Genomic DNA, 20,592 nt, shown 5'->3' with positions numbered 1-20,592 from the left:
GTTTAAATGTCCCATTCAATAACAGTTTTTCCCCAAGATGAAGTCAAATCTGCTTCAAACGCGTTAGTAATTTCCTCAATACTGCGTACTGGGAAGCGTCCGCCTACTAATGTTTCTAAATAATCAACGACTTCAGGGTATTGAGCTAAAAAGTCGACAGTACGGGCAAAATCCTCGCGTCCGCTGCGGCTGCTGCCGATCAGCGTAATTCCTTTTTCAAGCACCATTCTCGTTTCAATTTCAACAGGGTATTCTGACACGCCTAAGAGCGCTACACACGCTTCGGGATGAACTTGGGCAATGATCTGATCAATTGCGCTTTCACTGCCGCGTCCGCCTACACATTCAAAGGCATGGTCGATTTTGACATCCTCAGGAATGTCGTTAATTTGATATGCTGCGTCAACAAAAGAAAAATGATCAAGCTTGTAAGGCGTTTTTCCGAAAATAAACACTTTGCTGTCCGGATATTTTTTCTTCAGAAGAAGCGTCATGATAAATCCGAGATTTCCGTCTCCCCATACACCGAATGTGTCACGCTTCTTATGCGCCATACGCTCAAAGCGGGAAAGCGCATGAACTGCAATCGTAATAAGCTCTGTAAAAGCTGCGACATGCGGATTAATGCTGTCCGGAAGTTCAACGAGCCGATCCGGCGCCATGAACATATAATCCTGCATAAATCCATCATAGCCGCTTGAACGGAACCTGCTAGAACGCAGGTAATTCTCCGCAATGACCTCATGCTCTTCAACCGGTGTATTCGGCACCATAACAACCCGGGTTCCGACTTTAAATGTGCCAGTCGGATCAAACATGACTTTTCCGATTCCTTCATGGATGAGAGCCATCGGCAGTTTTTTATCCATGGCTTCTTTGCCGCGTGAACCAGTATAATAGCGCTGGTCGGCAGCACAGATGGATAAATGGGTGGGCCGGATGACGACCTTATCTGAGTGGACAACTTTATCTTTATACGTCACTTCAAATTGTCGGGCAGAAACTAAACGATACGTTTGATTAATCATTGTGAAATTCGCTCCTGTAAAATGGCATTAGCCACTTTTAAGTCATATGGTGTCGTTACTTTAATATTAAAGACTTCACCGCGGACCAGCTTCACTTTTTCACCTGCTAACGAACAGATCTTACATGCGTCAGTCAGGACAGCTTTTTGTTCATCTGACAGCTTGTTATAAAGCTCGACCAATTTGCTGATCCGAAAGCTTTGCGGGGTTTGCCCTTGGTACATGTTATCGCGGACAGGGATATCAGAAATGAATTCCTGGTCTTCTGAAGCAATAATCGTATCAATGGCAGAGATCACAGTATCGACCGCACCGTATTGAAGAACCGCATCAATATTTTCATCAATAATGCGATGAGTCAGAAATGGACGCACAGAATCATGAGTAATGATCACGTCATCATTCTGAATGCCGAATTCTTTTTCAATATAGCGGATGCCGCTCATAATAGACTCATTACGGTCGCTGCCGCCTTCAACGACAACCAGGCGATCATTAGGCCCGATGAATTTTTTTAAAATGTCTTTTGTATGGTTAATCCACTCTTTAGGTGAAACGATTAAAATCTTATCGAAACGGTCATTTAATAAAAACTTTTCAACCGTATGAATGATAATAGGGCGTTTATTTAACGGCAAAAACTGTTTTGGCATATTGACGTTCCCCATGCGGGAACCTTTTCCACCGGCTAGAATCTCAGCATAAATCATAAAATGACTCCTTCCTTACTACAACTCATAATGTTTTATAGGTTTTCATATTATTTGCAATACCCATCTCTATTATATATAGGGATCAGTATAATTTCTCGTTTATATAGCTTAAAAGCTGTTTACTGGCATTCCCTCTAGAGTATTCATTCCATTCACGTGAAAAGCGCTCTACTTCTGATTGGAGCTTGTCCATATCTTTCAGCTGGTCCAAGAGCATTCCAGAATCACAGCAAGGAACCCCGGGGATCACCTCTGCATAATTCCGAATTAAACCGCGGGTTCTGTTGTAAGCCTCCAAATCATACGTATAAAACAAAATGGGTTTGTCCAGCAGCGCGAATTCAAAAGGGACAGAAGAATAATCCGATATTAACAGATCGCTCATTTTCAAAAGGTCTGCAAGAGGGAGAGCTGACACATCTTTTATACACGCACTATCTTCAGGTAATTCAGCAGATTGCTTCATAACAGGATGAAGTTTTACCGCAAGTAAATATTCTCCTTTTAATTCATGCTGCAGCTGCTTTTCTGAAAACGGCAGAGAAAAACTTTCGAACTGTCGGTCCCTAAAGGTCGGCGCATACAGTATAATTTTTTTCTCCGCTGGCAGATGATATTTGCTTTTAAGATCATTGCTGCTTTCCCGCGTCTCATTGTAAGCATCAGTTAAAGGCACACCAAACCGAAGAAATGGATCACCTTTTATGTCGAAAGATTCCTTGAATATGTCAGCCATATGTTCAGAACCGACGACAATCCGGTCAAATGAAGCATACACTTTGCGAAAACGGCTTATATCAGACCGCGAACGGTTCTGTGTGTTGATGTCCTTTAACCCAAATCTCTTAAATGCTCCGTTTGCATGCCAAACTTGGATACACTCGATCTCAGGCCTGCTGGCCAGAACGGTCGTCAAAATAAAATAGTTATCAACAATCACAGTCTTACTGCTCAGCATAGAAAAGACCGCTTTACATATATGAAGCGGGTGTTTTTCGTTAATAACCGAAACAGTAAGCGAAGGAAATTCTTTTTCCAGCGACTTGGCATGCTGGGTCAGCAGCACATGAATGGGAAATGAAAAGTGTCCCTTCTGGTATTCCTTTAATATTGCACGGGCATTATCTGGAAAGGAAACCAGAAGCGTCACTTCATTGCCCGGTTTGACCCACAACAGCAATGTGCCAATGGTTTTGATGAACAAATAATAAAATAACGCAATCCAGGATTTCAATCTGTCATCAGCTCAAAAGGGCTGTCACAGATTGTCCTCGGGCTCAGCGAAAGATTCATGCATTTCATTACATACCATAGCTCCTTTAAGGCCGATTACAGATGGCGTGATTGATCTTTGACCTGCCCCGTATATTGCGGCTTTGCTGCAGCTCGTTCATGCTTCAGCACGGCTGTAACATACTTAGGAATGCTCAGCATTCTTCTCCAGCGCGCAGGATTGGTGATCAGCCTGTACATCCATTCAAGATGGAAACGGATAAAAAATGACGGCGCTCTTTTGACATTGCCGCTGAACACATCAAAGCTTCCGCCCAGCCCTGCAGCAACAGCCTGAGGGAATAAATGGCGGTATTGATGGATAAAGAACTCCTGATTAGGATAACCTAACGCGACAAATACCATATCTGGATTTGCGGCCGCAATCTGGTCCGCCACCTCACGTTGATCCTTCACATAGCCGTCAGAGTATCCGGCAATTTCAATCCCTGGATAATCACGTTCGACGCGCTCAATTGTCTGTGCAATGACATGCTTAGCCGCACCGTAAAAGAAGACCCGCTTTTTCTTTTGATTTGCTTTATCCAACAGCGACGTAAACAAATCATAACCGGCAATTCTTGATTGAAGAGGCTTCCCGATTAACTTCGAAACCATCACAACACCAATGCCATCCGGCAAAATAAAATCAGCAGACGAAAGAACCGCTTCATAACGCGGATTCTGCATCGCTTCAAATCCGATTTCAGGATTCGCTGTTACGATGAACGCACCTCTATTTTGGTCCAAGTATGACGTTTCTAAATGTGATACAAATGAAGTTAGTTCACCGTCTACAAAATCTAATTGATTAATGGGTTTTGTTTGCATCGTAACCAACCCTCCTTTTCATCTATATGTCTATAAAAAACACGTGCCATTCGTATAGTTTCATTAAAGCCTCTTTGCCTGAAAACATCTTACTCTATCTTACCACAAAAATCTTTAGGAACTTTTAACATTCACATTACAATTCCTTCACGTTTTGACGATGAATTAATATGGGGAGGGCGTACAGAATAAATGACGCAGCAGAGAGAAAATCGTTTCGCTTGAAAATGTGACAAAAGAATCAATTTTTCTGCAAAAGAAAAATTGTTATAATGGGGATAGTTGAGACATTAGTCCTGTGAATTTTATACATCAATACAACGGTAATACCAAAAAATGCTGGTGATTGACATTTTTAAAGTGCCTTAACTTTTATAGGAACTTATGCTATTATTGTTCAATATTAAAGGTACGTGAAAATTATGTCGAAATTATAAACAATCTGTTAAAGGTTTTGGTTTTTTTCTGTTACTCTCAGTTGAAAACGCTTGGAAGGTGATGTTATCTAATGAAGAAAGTGATAACGTACGGAACATTTGATTTATTTCACTACGGACATATGAAGCTGCTGGAAAGAGCGAGAGATCTGGGTGACTATTTAATTGTAGGATTATCTACAGATGAATTTAATCTTCAAAAACAAAAAAAATCGCATCATTCATTTGAACATCGAAAATTCATTTTAGAAACGATCGATTTTGTTAACGAAGTCATTCCCGAAAAAAACTGGGAACAAAAAATCTCAGATATTCAAAAGTATAAAATCGACACATTTGTCATCGGCGATGACTGGGAAGGGAAGTTTGACTTCTTAAAGGACTATTGTGAGGTCGTTTACCTTCCAAGAACAGAAGGCATTTCAACTACCCAGATCAAAAAAGACATGGCTAGTTTATAGAAGCACTAACTAAAAGAGGCTTGAAGTAATTTTCAGTTGCTTCTTTTTTTCTTGTTTGCGCAAATATAAATTTTTCACTCTTTAAGGAGTTCATGATGAAATCTTTTATTTTAAAAAAATGCAGAAGTTCATTAATTAGGGTCTATTCAGTCCTTTTTAAGATTTTTGCTCTTCTGCCAAGAAACAACAAACTAATTTTATTTGAAAGCTATTCTGGAAAACAGTTTAGCTGCAACCCCCGAGCAATCTACGAATATTTACAGGAAAATAAAGATCAATATGATTATAAATTGATATGGAGTATTGATAAGCGGTATTTATCGGCGTTAGACGGCGTCGATGCTCCATATATCAAAAGGTTTTCTCTTAAGTGGACTTGGTACATGGCTACAGCGAAATATTGGATTACAAACAGCCGGCTTCCTTTATGGATTCCAAAACCCAAAAACACACTGTATATACAAACGTGGCACGGCACTCCGTTAAAAAAACTTGCTAATGATATGGACGAAGTGCACATGCCGGGAACGACAACTGAAAAGTATAAACAGAATTTTCTGCAGGAAGCAGACAAATGGGATTTTTTAATTTCTCCTAATGCCTATTCTACTGAAATTTTTAAACGAGCATTTCAATTTAAAAAACAAATTTTAGAAACTGGTTATCCGAGAAATGATTATTTATTTTCGCCAAAAACAAATGACGAGAAAAATGATATAAAACAAAAGCTTGGTATAGATATAAATAAAAAAGTAATTTTATATGCGCCTACTTGGCGGGATAATTTATATCATAAAAAAGGCGCTTATAAGTTCGATATACATTTGAATTTGAGAAAACTAAAAGAACATCTAGGTGAAGAATATGTTGTTATACTTCGTATGCATTATTTAGTAGCTGATGTTATTGATTTAGAGGGATTGGAAGATTTTGCATATGACCTGTCTATGTATAAGGATATCCGTGAACTATATTTTGTTTCAGATATCTTAATTACTGATTACTCTTCTGTATTTTTTGATTTTGGGTCACTTAAGAAACCTATTATCTTTTTTGTTCCCGATATTGATATATACAGAGATAAATTAAGAGGGTTTTATTATAATTTTGAAAGTGAAGCTCCTGGACCGTTATTGATGACCACAGAGGAAGTTATTAAATCTGTTGATGATGTGGGAAATTTCGCTTACAGTACTAACGATAAATATCAGAAATTTCATAGCAAGTTTTGTTATTTAGAAGCAGGCGAGTCAACAAAGAGAGTTGTAAAAAAGCTTTTTGGATAAAAGATAATTCAGCAAGCACAGAAAGGCGAGACTTAATGGACTACGGCATATATTTAATAAAGGTGAAAGTTGAAAATGAAAATATCTTATTTGATCTGAAGTGTGAAAAAAAAGATTTTTATGATCACTTTTTCAGTAGGATAGAGAATGTTGTTCTTGCAACTTCTAACAGGCATATAGATCTCTTATCGAACATCTCTTTACTTAGCGATGAAGGCATTATGAAAGTTGTTATCCCATTAGATGAGCTTAAGTCTTGTTCTGATAAAACAGTTTTTAAACTAAAGCTTATTTTAGATAGAGATGAAATTTTTATTGATATCCTAAATCAGTTAAATGATACTTTTAAACTGGTTATTGACGGGTCTGTGCTAGAGTTGGCTCCTCAAGTGGATGGAAATTTAATCGTAAATAAAAAAAGCCTTTCCGAATCGGCTTTTGTAATAGAAAATGTCCAAATGTCAGCAAATTGCACGACTTTTATTGGATCTCATACATTTTTGTTTTTAAATAGCACAGTTAAATCCATAAATTGTTATTTAGAAAACGAAGCAACAAAAGAACAATTAATAATACCGAAGAGCTCTTTAGTACTTTCAGAAGACTCAAGTTTTGAAATATCCTTAACACTGAAGGATTATCCTTTATATCAAGGGAACTGGTATTTTTATACTGAAGTTAAGGTAGGTAAATATCAGTTTGCAGTTAAAATAAAAACTGATATTAATACTGCATTACAAACAAAAGAGATGTTTACTGAAAATGGCCAACTCTTTGTTCATAATGTTTTCCAGACTCAAAATAAAGAATTGCTAATTCACATTTCTAAATTTGATGAACAGTTAATTCAGACTAAAATTCATCATTTAAGCATCGATAATAATGATCTTCATTTAAATTGTGAAATTACCCCAAATGAAGACGAACAGATTTTTATTAAACAGTTAGTTTTTATCAATAGAAAAACTGAAGATAAGCACATAATTCGTCTGCAGGAAAAAGATTATAATAACGACTTTTTACAGGTAAGTGTTCCTTTATTAACACAACGCTTTTTTGAAACTGATGGAATATGGGATGTTTATCTAGAGTTCGATACAAATGGATTAACAGTAAGTCAAAGATTATCATTTGATTCAGAAAATGATAAATCTACGGGTAAATTTATCAGTCTGCCAAAAACCATTTACAATTCTAATGGATTCATAAAAAGAGCACGTATGTATGCTACTTTAGATAACAACTTAGCGGTTCTAATAAAAGATTCAGCAATTTATGGAGAAATATCTTATATACATCATGATGGTGTTGATTTAATAGTTAAAGGTTCTATAGAGGTTTTAGATAAGGAATTTGAAATTAAAAACGTTTTTTTAGCTAATGAAAGTGAGCAGAAAATTCATTTTATTAATAACCTAGAAAAAACTTCTTCTTGTTGGCATTTTGAGAGCAGGCTTAACATAAAGAAAACAGATATAGAGGCAATGAATCATTATTTTATTTTTGATTTTTATATTTCAATTCTTGTAAAGGATCAAGAATATGCTGTAAAACTGAAGTCGAACTTAGACGATATTTTAGACAAATCACAATCTCATGTTTATCCGGAGTTTGTAATTAAAGATATAAAACCGTTCTCAATACAGCCCAAATTTAATCAATTAAATGAATTATCATTTGTTTTTTCTTCATATATTAACGCTGAATGCACAGATATAATCAGCAAAAATAAAGAAATAGAAATTTATTTGGCTATTGAAAAAAAGAATTTGATATACGAAAAAATATATTTGAAGTTAAAAGATAAGAATAGCCGCTCTGTTCTGCTTGAACCTTCGTTAGAACGGGAGCAGCAAGACTATAAAGAATTTGTGTTTTTATTAAGTGAAAACGAAGTTGAAAGTTATGGCTTGGAAAAACAAATGCAATACGATATCGGTCTGTGTTTATTAATTAATAATAAGTATGTTGAGTCATCAATAAAAATAAAAGATTTAAAACTAATAAATAGTAAGTCAACATTTAAATCTGGTGCAATTAAAATTAATAAGTCTCTCTTTTTGTCTGCTTTTATTGATAAAAGAAACGCTCTTTTAAAGCTAGAAATGAGAGACATAAAGGCTACTGAAAAGAAATCGGAAAAAATAAGGTTTCTAATTGCAGGCCTAATTGCAAAAGTTTTAAAACCTTTTGTTAATAAACCAGTGTGGTTTGTTGGAGAGAATTTAGGAGAAGTCGCGCAGGATAATGGGTTTGCATTTTTTGAATACTGTGTTCGAAATAAAAATCAAGAAAAATACTATTATGTAAGTAAGGAAGATAATAAAAATCCTGATAACATTTCGAAATATCCGAAAAACATTTTAACCTATGACAGCTTTAAACATCTCGTATTTTATCATTTAAGTAAATATTTAATTGTAAGTCATGGTATAAGAGATGTTATTCCCAGTGTCATTCATAATAAAATGAGTGAAAACCCAAAAGAAGTCATCTATTTGCAGCATGGCATCATTGCAATGAAAAAATTGAGCTTTAATAGAAAATCATATAACAGTAAAATTAAAAAGTTTGTCGTTTCATCTGATCACGAAAAGCACATTTTAGTAAAGGAAATGAATTTTAAAAAAGATCAAATAATGGTTACAGGACTATCGAGATTTGATACATTGATTGACAACAGTAAAATGGTGAATTCCAAACAAATACTCCTTATTCCGACTTGGAGAGAGTGGATTGATGACTTTGCAAGTTCCGAATTCTATCTCAATTACAGTGGATTTTTAAATAATAAGAAATTGCATAAACTTTTAGAAGACAAGAATATTATATTGAAGTTTTTTATGCATATAGAACTGCAGAAAAAATATAGTGATTATTTTAAAGATCTGCATAAAAACATAAAATTAGTAAAAGTCGGAGAAGAGAGCGTTAAAAGTCTTGTAAGTGAAAGCTCTTTAATGATAACGGATTATTCAAGCGTAGCTTTTGATTTTAATTATCTGGAAAAGCCTGTTGTCTTCTATCAATTTGATTTACCTGACTATTTACATTACAGAGGGTCTTATGTAAATTTAAAAACAGATCTATTCGGTCAAACAGCTTATACAGATGAAAGCTTATTGGAAATCGTTCAAAAGCAAATTGAAAATGATTTTAAGTATGAGAAAAAATATAAAGTGAAATCAAAGAAATTCTATAAGTATCAGGATAAACAAAATTCAGAACGTATTTATAACCAAATAAAAATGCTTAAATAGGAAAGGAGGAAAATATAGTGAAAATTACTTTTTTGGTTTACAATATTTATGGCATGGGTGGTACAGTGAGGACTGTTGCCAACACAGCTAATTATTTAGCTGCCCAAAACTATGATGTTGAAATTATAAGTGTTAGAAGAACTAGGGGTAAACCCATGTTTGATATAGACAAGAGGATTAAACTAAACCCAATATTTGATGCTAGAAGAGGAAAGCTCTTTGGTAAAAACACTCCTTTATACAAGAAAATCATTAAAAGAATTTTAATGAAGATACCAAGTGTGTTTATTGATAAAAATGAAGATCTATATCATATGTTTAATTTATTTGTAGATCTTAAAATTCTAAAAAAACTTTCAGAAATTAATCAAGGTGCACTTATAACGACTATCCCATCTTTTAATTTCTTGGCTGCTAAATTTGTTAATCGTAATGTCATTAAAATTGGCCAAGAGCATAAGTACTTTGGCGGGTATGAAAAGTCAATTCAAACGAAAATCAGAAAGTATTATAAACAGCTGGATGCTCTAACATGTTTAACTGATGCAGAGATTAATGATTATAAGCGCCTTCTAAATAACCATTCCACAGATTTATATAAAATAGAGAATGCAACACACATGCCAAAAGAGAGCTCAAATCTTGTCGAAAAAACAGTCATTGCTGCTGGGAGATTTGTTCATGAAAAAGGGTTTGACCTATTGATTGAAGCATTTGAAAAAGTGGCCCAAGAATATCCAGAATGGAAATTAAAGATTTTTGGTGATGGTGTGGAGAAGGATTCATTACGTCAAATGATATTTGATAAGAAGTTGTATAATAATGTTTTTTTAATGCCAAAAACAGATAATATAATCAAGGAGATGTCCAATTCCTCAATATATGCATTGAGTTCAAGAAATGAATCATTTGGGATGGTTATCATTGAAGCTATGTCGGTAGGGGTTCCTTGTGTTAGTTATTCTTGTATTGGTCCTGCTGAAATTATCAAAGATGGTGAAGATGGGGTATTAGTCAAAAGAAACGATGTAGACAAGCTAGCCGAATCTTTAACTACTATAATAAAAGAAGATAGTTTGAGGAAATCAATGGGTAGGAATGCTAAGGAAAATGTGAAAAGATACTCATTTGAAGTTGTAGGATCAAAGTGGGAAAATCTTTTGCATGAGCAAGAATTCAAAAAAAACAAAACTCCTTTAAAAAAGGTCTATTCTCAAATTGAGGTACAATAAAGCAGTAGTTAGTATTTCGAGACAAATATCTCGAAATACTTTTTTGTTTACTATAGCTATAATTAAATGAAAATGAAATGTGAATTTTTTTACTGACCTTAAACCTGCTATGATGTGAAAAAAAACTTATTATCTGTTACAATATTCACCGGTGCTTTCAAATTTCTTTAACCGAAAGATCCAAAAAATCATTTAAGTCTAAGGAAGATAAATAATGAATGCATTAGTAAGAATCGTAAAAGAGCAAGTGACATCGTTTCCTTTAATTTTGCGTCTGGCTTCGTATGAGACAAAGTCTCAGTATCAGATGAATTATCTTGGTGTATTATGGCAGTTTTTAAATCCTCTCATTCAAATGCTGGCGTACTGGTTTGTATTTGGTATGGGGATTCGCAACAGTAAGCCAATTTTAACGGGTGTCGGAGAAGTGCCTTTTATTGTTTGGATGCTGGCTGGTTTGATTCCATGGTTTTTTATTAGCCCAACTATACTTGATGGATCAAACAGTGTGTTTAAACGGATTAATATGGTCGCGAAGATGAATTTTCCGATCAGTTCACTGCCTTCTGTTGTGATAGCTTCAAATTTATTTAGTTATTTTGTGATGATGGGCATCTTTTTGATCGTACTTTTGACTAACGGAATTTATCCAAGTTTACATTGGATACAATATATTTACTACTTAGCCTGTATGATCATTTTTATGTTTTCATTCAGTTTGTTTAACTCGACGATAAGTGTACTGGTACGCGACTATCAATTTTTGCTGCAATCTGTAACAAGATTGTTGTTCTTTTTACTTCCGGTTTTTTGGAATATTTCAGAGCAGCTTGGGAAAAATCACCCGAACCTTCTGCCAGTGCTTAAGCTGAACCCGATTTATTATCTGATAGAAGGGTTCCGGAATACATTTTTAGACGGGCAATGGTTCTTCCAAGACATGAAATACACGCTTTATTTTTGGGTGTTCACCTTCCTTTTATTGTTAGTAGGTTCTGTCCTGCATATGAAATTCAGAGACAAGTTTGTTGACTTTCTTTAATACGTAAGGAGATTGTACGATGAAACTAAAAGTTTCGTTTCGAAATGTTTCAAAGCAGTATCATTTATATAAAAAACAATCGGACAAGATTAAAGGATTGTTTTTTCCGGCTAAGGATAATGGTTTTTTTGCTGTGCGGAATGTCTCCTTTGACGTTTATGAGGGAGAGACAATCGGCTTTGTAGGGATAAACGGGTCAGGAAAATCGACCATGTCTAACCTGCTGGCTAAAATTATTCCGCCGACCAGCGGTGAAATTGAAATGAACGGCCAGCCGTCGCTGATTGCGATTGCGGCCGGTTTAAATAATCAATTGACGGGCCGGGACAATGTCCGGCTCAAGTGTTTGATGATGGGGTTAACGAATAAAGAAATTGATGACATGTATGACAGTATCGTTGAATTTGCCGAGATTGGCGATTTTATTAATCAGCCGGTTAAAAACTATTCCAGCGGTATGAAATCGCGTCTCGGTTTCGCGATTTCCGTTCATATTGACCCTGACATTTTAATTATTGACGAAGCGCTATCCGTAGGTGACCAAACGTTTTATCAGAAGTGTGTAGACAGAATCAATGAGTTTAAAAAGCAAGGAAAAACCATTTTCTTTGTCAGCCATTCCATCGGCCAGATTGAAAAGATGTGTGACCGCGTCGCTTGGATGCACTACGGCGAGCTTCGTATGTTTGATGAGACAAAAACGGTTGTCAAAGAGTATAAAGCGTTTATTGACTGGTTTAATAAGCTGTCGAAAAAAGAAAAAGAAACATATAAAAAAAAGCAAACCGAAGAGCGGAAGAAAGAAGATCCTGAAGTGTTTGCCCGTTTCCGCAAAAAGAAGAAAAAGCCGAAATCACTGGCTAATACAGTTCAAATTACTATTTTGTCTATCCTGACAGTCTTTACTGCGGTAACGATGTTCTTTAACACCCCGCTTCGTACCATTGTTTCGTTTGGCGCTATTCCGCAAAACGAAGCGAAGAACCATCATGGCGATGCAAAGAGCAAGACAGAGGAACGCTTAACAGCAGTCAATAAGCAAGGGTTTATCGCAGATGAAAAAGCGTCCTTGTATAAAGATCTGGATTTAAAGCATAAGGCGGGCGTCACATTGCCATTCGGTACCGAGGTAACGGTAGATTCAAAAGGCAGACAAGCAGCGAAAATTAAGTTTGACGGGCAGTCTTACTTTGTGAAAAAGAGCGCTGTGACAACAAACGTGAAACACGCTGAATTGCGGGCTGCTGCCTTTACACCTTATATCCCGCAAAATGCAGCATCTTCCTATGAATACTTTCTGAAATTCCTGGGAGACAGCAGTAGCAACATCCAATTGAAATTGAATGGATATACTGAAGGAGATACAGCTGACGGCAGAAAAACGCTGGATTTTGATTATGAAAAAATCAGTTATGTGCTGGAGAATGATAGAGCCTCTGAGCTTATCTTTCACAACATTTCTCCTGTTACTCCAGCGTCACTATCTTTAAGTGATAGTGATGTATTGTATGACAGCAGCAAAAATCGTTTTCTTGTGAATACAGATGACCAGGTTTTTGCAGTTGATAACGAAGAGCGTACGCTGACACTGATGTCGAAATAAAAAAAGGCTATTGGATGAATGTCCAATAGCCTTTTTGCTTAGATTTCTTCTTTGTTTAGTAAACCTTCCATAAATGGAACGAGTTGATCGCGAAGCTCTTTATCCTGCATCGCAAACTCAAGAGTTGTTGTGATAAAGCCCAGCTTTTCACCAACATCATAACGCTTGCCTTCAAAGTCGTACGCAAACACTCTTTGAATTTCATTCAGTTTTTGAATGGCGTCTGTCAGCTGGATTTCTCCGCCGGCTCCAACCCGCTGCTCCTCTAAGTACATGAAGATCTCAGGTGTGAATACGTAACGGCCTAAAATGGCAAGGTTTGATGGAGCTGTGCCCTTAGACGGCTTCTCAACGAAGTTTTTCACCTGATAACGGCGGCCTTCGCTTGTCAGCGGATCGATAATGCCGTAGCGGTGTGTTTCTTCTTCAGGCACTTGCTGAACACCAATAATAGAGGAAAGCGTTCTTTCGTATTCATCCATTAACTGGCGCAATCCAGGCTTTTCAGCTTGAACAATATCGTCTCCAAGCAGAACCGCAAACGGCTCATCACCGATAAAGTTACGCGCGCACCAGACAGCGTGCCCGAGTCCCTTAGGCTCTTTTTGGCGGATATAGTGGATATCAGCCAGATTCGTAGCTTTTTTCACTTTTTCAAGGAGCTCAACTTTACCTTTTTCCTCTAGGTTTCTTTCGAGCTCAGGAGAGTAATCAAAATGATCCTCAATCGCACGTTTGCTTTTACCTGTGACGATAATAATATCCTCAATACCAGCTTCGACAGCTTCTTCGATTATGTATTGAATGGTAGGCTTATCAACGATAGGGAGCATTTCTTTCGGCATTGCTTTCGTTGCCGGCAAGAATCTCGTTCCGAGACCAGCGGCAGGGATGATGGCTTTACGTACTTTTTTCAATGTCAAAGCACCTTCCTTAATAACAGATTTAGGGTTCAGCTTTTTTGAATGCTGAGTATTTAAAAGGTTTGAGTTTCTTTTCTCATGAATACCCTATTTTCATTCTGTTAAACACATTTAATCATATAAGAAAAACCAATATTAAACAAGAGTCAATTCATTGATTTTGATATCAAGGAAATACTATAAAGTAACATCAACAGGAAGAAAAAACATTTTACGCTGAACCGAAAAGTATCAGAGATACGACGCTTCTTCATGTATAGAGACAGCTCAGCAAAAATGATATAATGTAGTTCTGAAATTGTAACTGTACGAATTTTTTCGAAAGGTAATAATAGAGATGACGACTAAAGTTTCTACCCCACAATTAGCATATGTTTGTTCAGGACTTCATACTGCAAAAAAGTTCAATATCAATACAATTGTTTGGAATTATCAAATGGAAATTGTCACTTTGCATCATGAGCCTAATGGGCCTTCTTCTTTTAAAGATGCTGCTGTTATTAATTTGTACAGCTACTTTAAAGGACCAGAACCTGAGAAAGTTAAAATAAAGCATCCGATAGAACAAGAAGGTTTCACATATATTCAAGAACCGAACAAGCCCATTTACCGCTATTACGACAATGGACGTTATATCAAATATCAAAGGTTTACAGCAACAGGAGAACTTGCTGTCATTGATTACTTTAATGAAAACAGGCAAAGGTTTAAAAGGGAAGAATACGATTTATTCGGCTATGTACACAGCTTAATATACATGGACTTGGAAACGAACAAACCGAAACAGCATCTTTATTTAAGAAAAGACGGCACCTGTTATATGACCAAATGGTATAAGAATAACGGAACAACTGAAAAAATTATTATTTTTGACGAAAAAGACAATATAGTCAAAGTGTTGTACTCAGAAAATGAACTCTATTATGAATTTCTGAGCCGCTTGATAAAAGAGACGGAATATTTATTCTTAACCTCAGAAGTGGGCGTATATAAAACATTGAAGTCTCTTTCTGCTGAATATTCTTCTATGTATTTAGGTTTTATAGAGACGAATGAGGTATTGGACAATCCTGAAAAGGAAATAAGCTGCCTTCATGCTTTCGTGGTTCCTTCTTTGAAGAGGTATCATGACACAATTGAAAAAACGGGGCCTCGCACAACTATTTATAACGTTTCTGAAGGCTCATTTACCTGGAAAGGCTTTGTGGACAAACTCATTGATCAGGTGCCTTTTCATAATCAATTGAAAGATATGCATGTTAAACTGTTAGCTGCAGAGTGGCAATCAAAATCCGACTTATATTTGTCAGCCAAGGTCGAATTTAAAGGCGAAGTTCCTGCCCATTCTGTTGGCCGTCATAAAATGTATTGGAAATTAAAAAATAAGAAGAGCGGCACTGAAATTACGTTTAACGCAAATGTAAACAGCGAGGAAGAGCTGATATTTACTGTAAGCGGCACACTTCATGTTCATTCTGTATTAGATCAGCTGTCTACGATAGATTTGTATCTCTGTTCTGAGTGGGATAATAGCTTCTTTGCATCGAGTGTACGAGTAACCGATCCGAAGGAAATTCCAACAACAGAACAAAGTATTTCAGGCTGGCAAATTACTTTGGCAGAAGAAAAAAATCATTTGTGTGTTCATACAGCCGAGGGATTTCGGAGAAAATTAATGAAGCGGCTGTTTGTGAAAAAATAGGCGAGAAAGTTTTACCAGAAGAAGGAGCTTGAAAATGAGAAGGATCTTTTCACTAATATATGAAATAGACATTGAAAAAGGCGGCATTACAAGTTCTATGATGTCAAGATCTTTTACATTTGCGGAGCGCGGCCATAAAATCGATTTGGTCACACTTGATTATAAAGAGAATTATGATCAGATTGAGAAACAGCTGAAGAACGCTGGAAGACTGCATGCTGATGTAAATATCCTCAATATTTATGACGACTATAAAAACCAGCATAAGCATATAAAAGTCGGAGATGCACAGCAAAGCTATTCTGAACAAAATCGCAATCGCTTTGAAGAACCATATGCTGTTTATCATAATGAGGAAAAATTAGAGACGGAATACTTCAAGAATGGTTTATATATGAAAAAGAAGAAGTGGGATGAATCGAGTAACCTTTTATATGTAGATCATTTCAATGAAAATATGCAGATGACAAAGCGTGAATTCTTTCATGGCGATTATGTAAATAAAACGGTGTTATTCGATACGAGAAGCGGAAAAATCAATCAAATTCACTACACAGCACCGGACGGTTTTTGTTATTTAACAGAATGGTACCATTTTAATACGGGAGCCAGTCAGGGAGTTATGCTGTTTGAACGAGAGGAAAAAGAAGCTGTATTTTTCAAAAACAGGCACAAGTTTCATACACATTGGCTTGAGAAGCTATGTGAAAAAGAAATGGACCCGATTATCATCTGTGATGGTGTCGGAAGTGCTTCAAAAGTAAATGAAATGCGTGATGGATTGGCAAAACGATATTACTGTGTTCATTCAAATCATTTAGATTATCCCTATATGTTAGGCAGCAATGTCCGAAAAAATCATCAATACGCGATGGAACATATTAAAGATTATGACGGGCTGATCGTATTAACGAATGAACAAAAAGAAGATATTATGAAAGATTTTGAGTCGGACCAAAATATTTTTGTTATTCCCCATGCTCCAAGAAGGCTTGAAAAGCTAAAAACGTATGAAAAAAAGAAAAACGAATTTGTCATGGTGGCTAGATATCATGAGGAAAAAGGGATCGATAAGGTTATAAAAGCAATGGAAATTGTAAAAAAATCGCGCCCTGAAATTGTCCTTAATATTTATGGCAGCGGTCCCGGCCACGAGCAATACCAGCAATTGATCAATGATCTTAAGCTGGATAATGTACATTTAAAAGGTTATATCGCAAATCCTGCTCCGTTTTATCAGCAGGCGCTTGCGACGTTATTAACATCAAAATTTGAGGGGTTTAGCCTTGCTATTTGTGAATCGTTTTCATGCGCAACCCCGGTTATCAGTTTTGATGTGAAATACAGCCCAAGAGAGCTCATAAAAGAACACGAAACGGGCATGCTTGTAGAGCCTGATCATATTGAAATGCTTGCTGAGAGTATTATTTATTTGTACGACAACCCTGAGAAAGCCATTCAATATGGAAAAAATGCAAAGAACTTAATGAATACAGAATATAGTGAAGACCGATTGTTTGAAAGATGGGAAGAAGTATTTGAGATGACGAGATAGTACATTTTTATACCATGTTTGTTCATTATATGAGCTTTTGTGAAGAAATAGAAGCGGATAAGGATAGAGGTGTCAGGTTGAAAATTACGGCAGCAGTACCCACATACAACTCAGAACAGTTTATCTCCCGCTGTCTGGATAGTCTGGTTCAACAAACCATGCCGAATCATGAGTATGAAATTATTTGTGTAGATGATTGTTCTCAGGATGCCACGGTTTCCATATTGAAAAAATACAGTGAACAGTATTCTAATATATCGGTTATTGAACGCAAGAAAAACTCGGGAGGGCCAGGCGAACCAAGAAACCAAGCCATATGTGCTGCCCATGGTGAATACATTTTTTTTATTGATTCCGATGATTATTTAGGAATTGAAGCGTTTGAAAGAATGTATCAATTTGCACAGCAGCACGATTCAGATATTGTGCTTGGAAAAATGGTCGGTGTAAACGGCAGAGCGGTTCCGCAAGCTATTTTTAAAGAAACAAAACCTGAGGCCGATCTTGTTAAATCTCCGCTTGTCTACTCAATTGGCCCGACAAAACTTTTTAAAGTTTCACTGCTTAGAAAACATGACATATATTTTCCTTCAAATATACAGGCCACAGAGGACCAGGTGTTTGTCATGAAAGCTTATTTAGAAGCGGACAAAATTTCTGTCTTGGCCGACTATGATTATTACTACGCTGTACAGCATGACGGCGAGCACATGACCTTTGCATATGTGGCGCCTCAAAGCTACTACGGTGCTATGAAGGTAATCATAAATATGATTTGTGAGAGCCGTCTATCCCATACCGGCAAAAAACAGTTTATGGCCAAGTTTTTAAATCGCCATTTTGACTTTTCCAGAACAACGGACTTTACTGTAACAATAGAAGATGAGCAGGAACAACAAGATTGGATGACAGAGCTTCATCATTTTGTTGAACGAAATATTCCGCGCGAAATTGACAGACTTGTTCATTCTCATACACGGCTAAAATTATATTTTGTACGTCGTAATGATCTAAAGGGTTTGAAGCAATTTGAAGCTGATAAAGAAAATATGACTCAATTTACGTCTATTCAAAATGGTCATATCATAGCAAACTACCCAAGCCTTATACGGTATCATTTAACAGAGAACGAACGGATCATTGATGACAGAAACAAAATCAGTCATTACGTGAGCGAATTTCAAATGAAGAACAACACTTTATTATTAAAAGGAACGGTTACCCACTCGGCTTTAAAACCAGAGCATCAAGATATGCAAACTTTATCTGGCATCTGGGTGCATCGTGCTAGAAAAACTGAAAAAATCATTTCTCCGTTGTATGCCAAGGACGGCGAATTTGAATTTCTCACGAAGTTTACTGATTTGGCAGTTCATGAAGAAGATATGGGTGTTTGGGACTTCTTTATTGAATCAGAGATTGACGGATATAAAAAACGCGCCCGAATTGGCAGCAGCAGAGAAAAATATCCCTATCCAAAGCATGCTAAATATATTGGGAATAACGGAAAATATGCTTTTAGCGCAAGGCCTTATTTTACAAAAACATACGATAATCTGTCAGTCGATATCAGAGAACAGGAAGATTTGAAAGTCGAAATCAGAACGAGTGATTCTGATGGGGATCTAACGCTCGTATTCCCTGGAAGCCAATTGTTTTTCCCAAATCAGTCTTTATTATTGCTGGAATTCAATAACCAAGAGTTTTTAATTCCAATTAAAAAACAAATTAGTTCCGCTGATGGCACAGTGATCCAGATAGACCGGAATCTTGTTGAACAAAAATTTGCCCCTGCTCATTTACACAACACCAATATCGTTTTATCCATTAACTCATATAAGACGACATTGGTTCCAAAAAAGGATGTCAGTGTATACTTTTGCAGTAAAAATATTGAAAAAAAGCTATGGTGCTTTAAAATAAAGAAGAAAGTAGATCTATATATACAATCAGACCAATCAAAATTTTATCTGACAGCCCGTTAAACAAAGAAACAAGGTGACAAATATGAAAAAACTAAAAGTCATGACCGTCTTCGGGACCAGGCCTGAAGCGATAAAGATGGCACCGCTTGTACTTGAATTGAGAAAATATCCTGAAATAGACTCCTATGTGACGGTCACTGCCCAGCATAGACAGATGCTCGATCAGGTTTTAGATGCGTTTCACATCAAGCCTGATTTCGATTTGAATATCATGAAGGAGCGGCAGACACTGGCAGAGATTACGTCCAACGCGCTTGTGAAATTGGATGAACTGTTCAAAGACATCAAGCCTGATATTGTGCTTGTCCATGGTGATACGACAACGACCTTTGCCGGAAGCCTTGCCGCTTTTTATCATCAAATTGCTGTCGGCCATGTGGAGGCCGGACTCCGTACAGGGAATAAGTATTCCCCGTTTCCGGAAGAGCTCAACCGCCAGATGACAGGGGCGATTGCTGATTTGCATTTTGCGCCGACAGGCCGGGCGAAAGAGAATTTATTAAAAGAAAATAAAAAAGCAGACGCGATTTTTGTAACGGGCAATACAGCGATTGACGCACTCCGCACAACGGTGAGGGACGGCTATTCACATCCTGTCCTCGATCAGGTGGGCGAGGATAAAATGATTCTGCTGACCGCGCATCGCCGGGAAAATCTGGGCGAGCCAATGGAAAACATGTTCAAGGCTATCCGCAGAATTGTTGAGGAATTTAACGATGTACAAGTCGTTTATCCTGTGCACCTGAATCCTGTTGTCCGGGAAGCGGCTCAGAAGCATTTTGGCGATTCTGACAGAGTACATCTGATAGACCCTTTAGAAGTCATTGATTTCCATAACTTTGCGGCAAAATCACATTTCATTTTGACAGATTCGGGCGGCGTTCAGGAGGAAGCACCTTCTCTCGGGAAACCGGTGCTTGTGCTGCGCGATACGACGGAACGCCCTGAAGGAGTGGAAGCAGGAACGCTGAAACTTGCAGGGACGGATGAAGAAAACATTTATCAGCTGGCAAAACAGCTGTTAACTGATGATGATGAGTACAAGAAAATGTCCTACGCTTCTAATCCGTATGGCGATGGAGAGGCTTCCCGCCGGATTGTGGAAGAATTGCTGTTTCATTACGGATACCGGAAAGAGCAGCCGGATTCATTTACAGGCAAATAAAAAAGAAGCTTTGCACACTGGGGACTGACCCCATAAAATGAGACAAATAAAAAACACCTTCAAGTTTGAAAACGGATCGTTGTTATCCGACATTAGA

The 20,592-nt window shown here is 37.0% G+C and carries 15 protein-coding genes; 10 read left to right on the top strand and 5 right to left on the bottom strand.

Going from position 1 to position 20,592, the window contains the following annotated elements; all coding sequences use genetic code 11:
* Nucleotides 1–2: 2 nt before the first annotated feature.
* From ACY3LV_RS00075 to ACY3LV_RS00060, 4 genes are all read right to left on the bottom strand, one after another.
* Nucleotides 3–1,028 (bottom strand): ribitol-5-phosphate dehydrogenase, encoded by a 1,026-nt coding sequence (locus tag ACY3LV_RS00075; protein ID WP_087991723.1) that lies wholly within the window; start codon nucleotides 1,026–1,028, stop codon nucleotides 3–5.
* A complete protein-coding gene (locus ACY3LV_RS00070; RefSeq protein ID WP_464863157.1) occupies nucleotides 1,025–1,738 on the bottom strand; it encodes an IspD/TarI family cytidylyltransferase in 714 nt (237 codons plus the stop codon). Before ACY3LV_RS00070 ends, ACY3LV_RS00075 begins: the two co-directional genes overlap by 4 nt.
* A gap of 85 nt (nucleotides 1,739–1,823) precedes the next feature.
* Nucleotides 1,824–2,975 carry a CDP-glycerol glycerophosphotransferase family protein gene (locus ACY3LV_RS00065; RefSeq protein ID WP_464863156.1) on the bottom strand — a complete coding sequence of 384 codons (1,152 nt, stop codon included), beginning with the start codon at nucleotides 2,973–2,975 and terminating at the stop codon, nucleotides 1,824–1,826.
* Between the two features lie 95 nt (nucleotides 2,976–3,070).
* Entirely contained in the window at nucleotides 3,071–3,844 is a 774-nt protein-coding gene (locus ACY3LV_RS00060; RefSeq protein WP_087991720.1) for a WecB/TagA/CpsF family glycosyltransferase, read from the bottom strand.
* 508 nt (nucleotides 3,845–4,352) lie between these two features.
* On the opposite strand from ACY3LV_RS00060, the gene tagD reads away from it, so the two are divergent.
* From tagD to tagH, 6 genes are all read left to right on the top strand, one after another.
* Nucleotides 4,353–4,742 carry a glycerol-3-phosphate cytidylyltransferase gene (gene tagD / locus ACY3LV_RS00055; RefSeq protein ID WP_333561008.1) on the top strand — a complete coding sequence of 130 codons (390 nt, stop codon included), beginning with the start codon at nucleotides 4,353–4,355 and terminating at the stop codon, nucleotides 4,740–4,742.
* A gap of 95 nt (nucleotides 4,743–4,837) precedes the next feature.
* The gene (locus ACY3LV_RS00050; protein WP_333561007.1) at nucleotides 4,838–6,028 is read left to right on the top strand and encodes a CDP-glycerol glycerophosphotransferase family protein; all 1,191 of its coding nucleotides are present in this window, start codon (nucleotides 4,838–4,840) and stop codon (nucleotides 6,026–6,028) included.
* A 35-nt stretch (nucleotides 6,029–6,063) separates the two neighbouring features.
* Nucleotides 6,064–9,288 carry a CDP-glycerol glycerophosphotransferase family protein gene (locus ACY3LV_RS00045; protein ID WP_464863155.1) on the top strand — a complete coding sequence of 1,075 codons (3,225 nt, stop codon included), beginning with the start codon at nucleotides 6,064–6,066 and terminating at the stop codon, nucleotides 9,286–9,288.
* Between the two features lie 17 nt (nucleotides 9,289–9,305).
* Nucleotides 9,306–10,520, top strand: coding sequence for a glycosyltransferase family 4 protein (locus tag ACY3LV_RS00040; RefSeq protein WP_333561005.1), 1,215 nt, complete (start codon nucleotides 9,306–9,308; stop codon nucleotides 10,518–10,520).
* 214 nt (nucleotides 10,521–10,734) lie between these two features.
* Nucleotides 10,735–11,562 carry a teichoic acids export ABC transporter permease subunit TagG gene (gene tagG, locus ACY3LV_RS00035; protein ID WP_333561004.1) on the top strand — a complete coding sequence of 276 codons (828 nt, stop codon included), beginning with the start codon at nucleotides 10,735–10,737 and terminating at the stop codon, nucleotides 11,560–11,562.
* A 19-nt stretch (nucleotides 11,563–11,581) separates the two neighbouring features.
* Nucleotides 11,582–13,165, top strand: coding sequence for a teichoic acids export ABC transporter ATP-binding subunit TagH (gene tagH / locus ACY3LV_RS00030; RefSeq protein ID WP_464863154.1), 1,584 nt, complete (start codon nucleotides 11,582–11,584; stop codon nucleotides 13,163–13,165).
* Nucleotides 13,166–13,203: 38 nt separating this feature from the next.
* Here the strand turns inward: tagH and galU are convergent, their stop codons facing one another.
* Nucleotides 13,204–14,082: a UTP--glucose-1-phosphate uridylyltransferase GalU gene (gene galU / locus ACY3LV_RS00025; RefSeq protein ID WP_333561002.1), complete on the bottom strand. Its 879-nt coding sequence runs from the start codon at nucleotides 14,080–14,082 to the stop codon at nucleotides 13,204–13,206.
* Between the two features lie 343 nt (nucleotides 14,083–14,425).
* On the opposite strand from galU, the gene ACY3LV_RS00020 reads away from it, so the two are divergent.
* The 4 genes from ACY3LV_RS00020 to wecB are packed head-to-tail and all read left to right on the top strand — an operon-like array spanning nucleotide 14,426 to nucleotide 20,495.
* Nucleotides 14,426–15,790, top strand: a complete 1,365-nt coding sequence (locus ACY3LV_RS00020; protein ID WP_333561001.1) for an alpha-glucosyltransferase N-terminal domain-containing protein — start codon at nucleotides 14,426–14,428, stop codon at nucleotides 15,788–15,790.
* Nucleotides 15,791–15,824: 34 nt separating this feature from the next.
* Nucleotides 15,825–17,345, top strand: coding sequence for a glycosyltransferase (locus ACY3LV_RS00015; RefSeq protein ID WP_333561000.1), 1,521 nt, complete (start codon nucleotides 15,825–15,827; stop codon nucleotides 17,343–17,345).
* Nucleotides 17,346–17,374: 29 nt separating this feature from the next.
* The gene (locus ACY3LV_RS00010; RefSeq protein ID WP_333560999.1) at nucleotides 17,375–19,330 is read left to right on the top strand and encodes a glycosyltransferase; all 1,956 of its coding nucleotides are present in this window, start codon (nucleotides 17,375–17,377) and stop codon (nucleotides 19,328–19,330) included.
* A gap of 22 nt (nucleotides 19,331–19,352) precedes the next feature.
* Nucleotides 19,353–20,495: a non-hydrolyzing UDP-N-acetylglucosamine 2-epimerase gene (wecB, locus tag ACY3LV_RS00005; protein WP_333560998.1), complete on the top strand. Its 1,143-nt coding sequence runs from the start codon at nucleotides 19,353–19,355 to the stop codon at nucleotides 20,493–20,495.
* Nucleotides 20,496–20,592: the final 97 nt, after the last annotated feature.

Source organism: Bacillus sp. 11C, from assembly GCF_055486375.1.
This window is presented reverse-complemented; position numbering and strand designations above follow the sequence as displayed.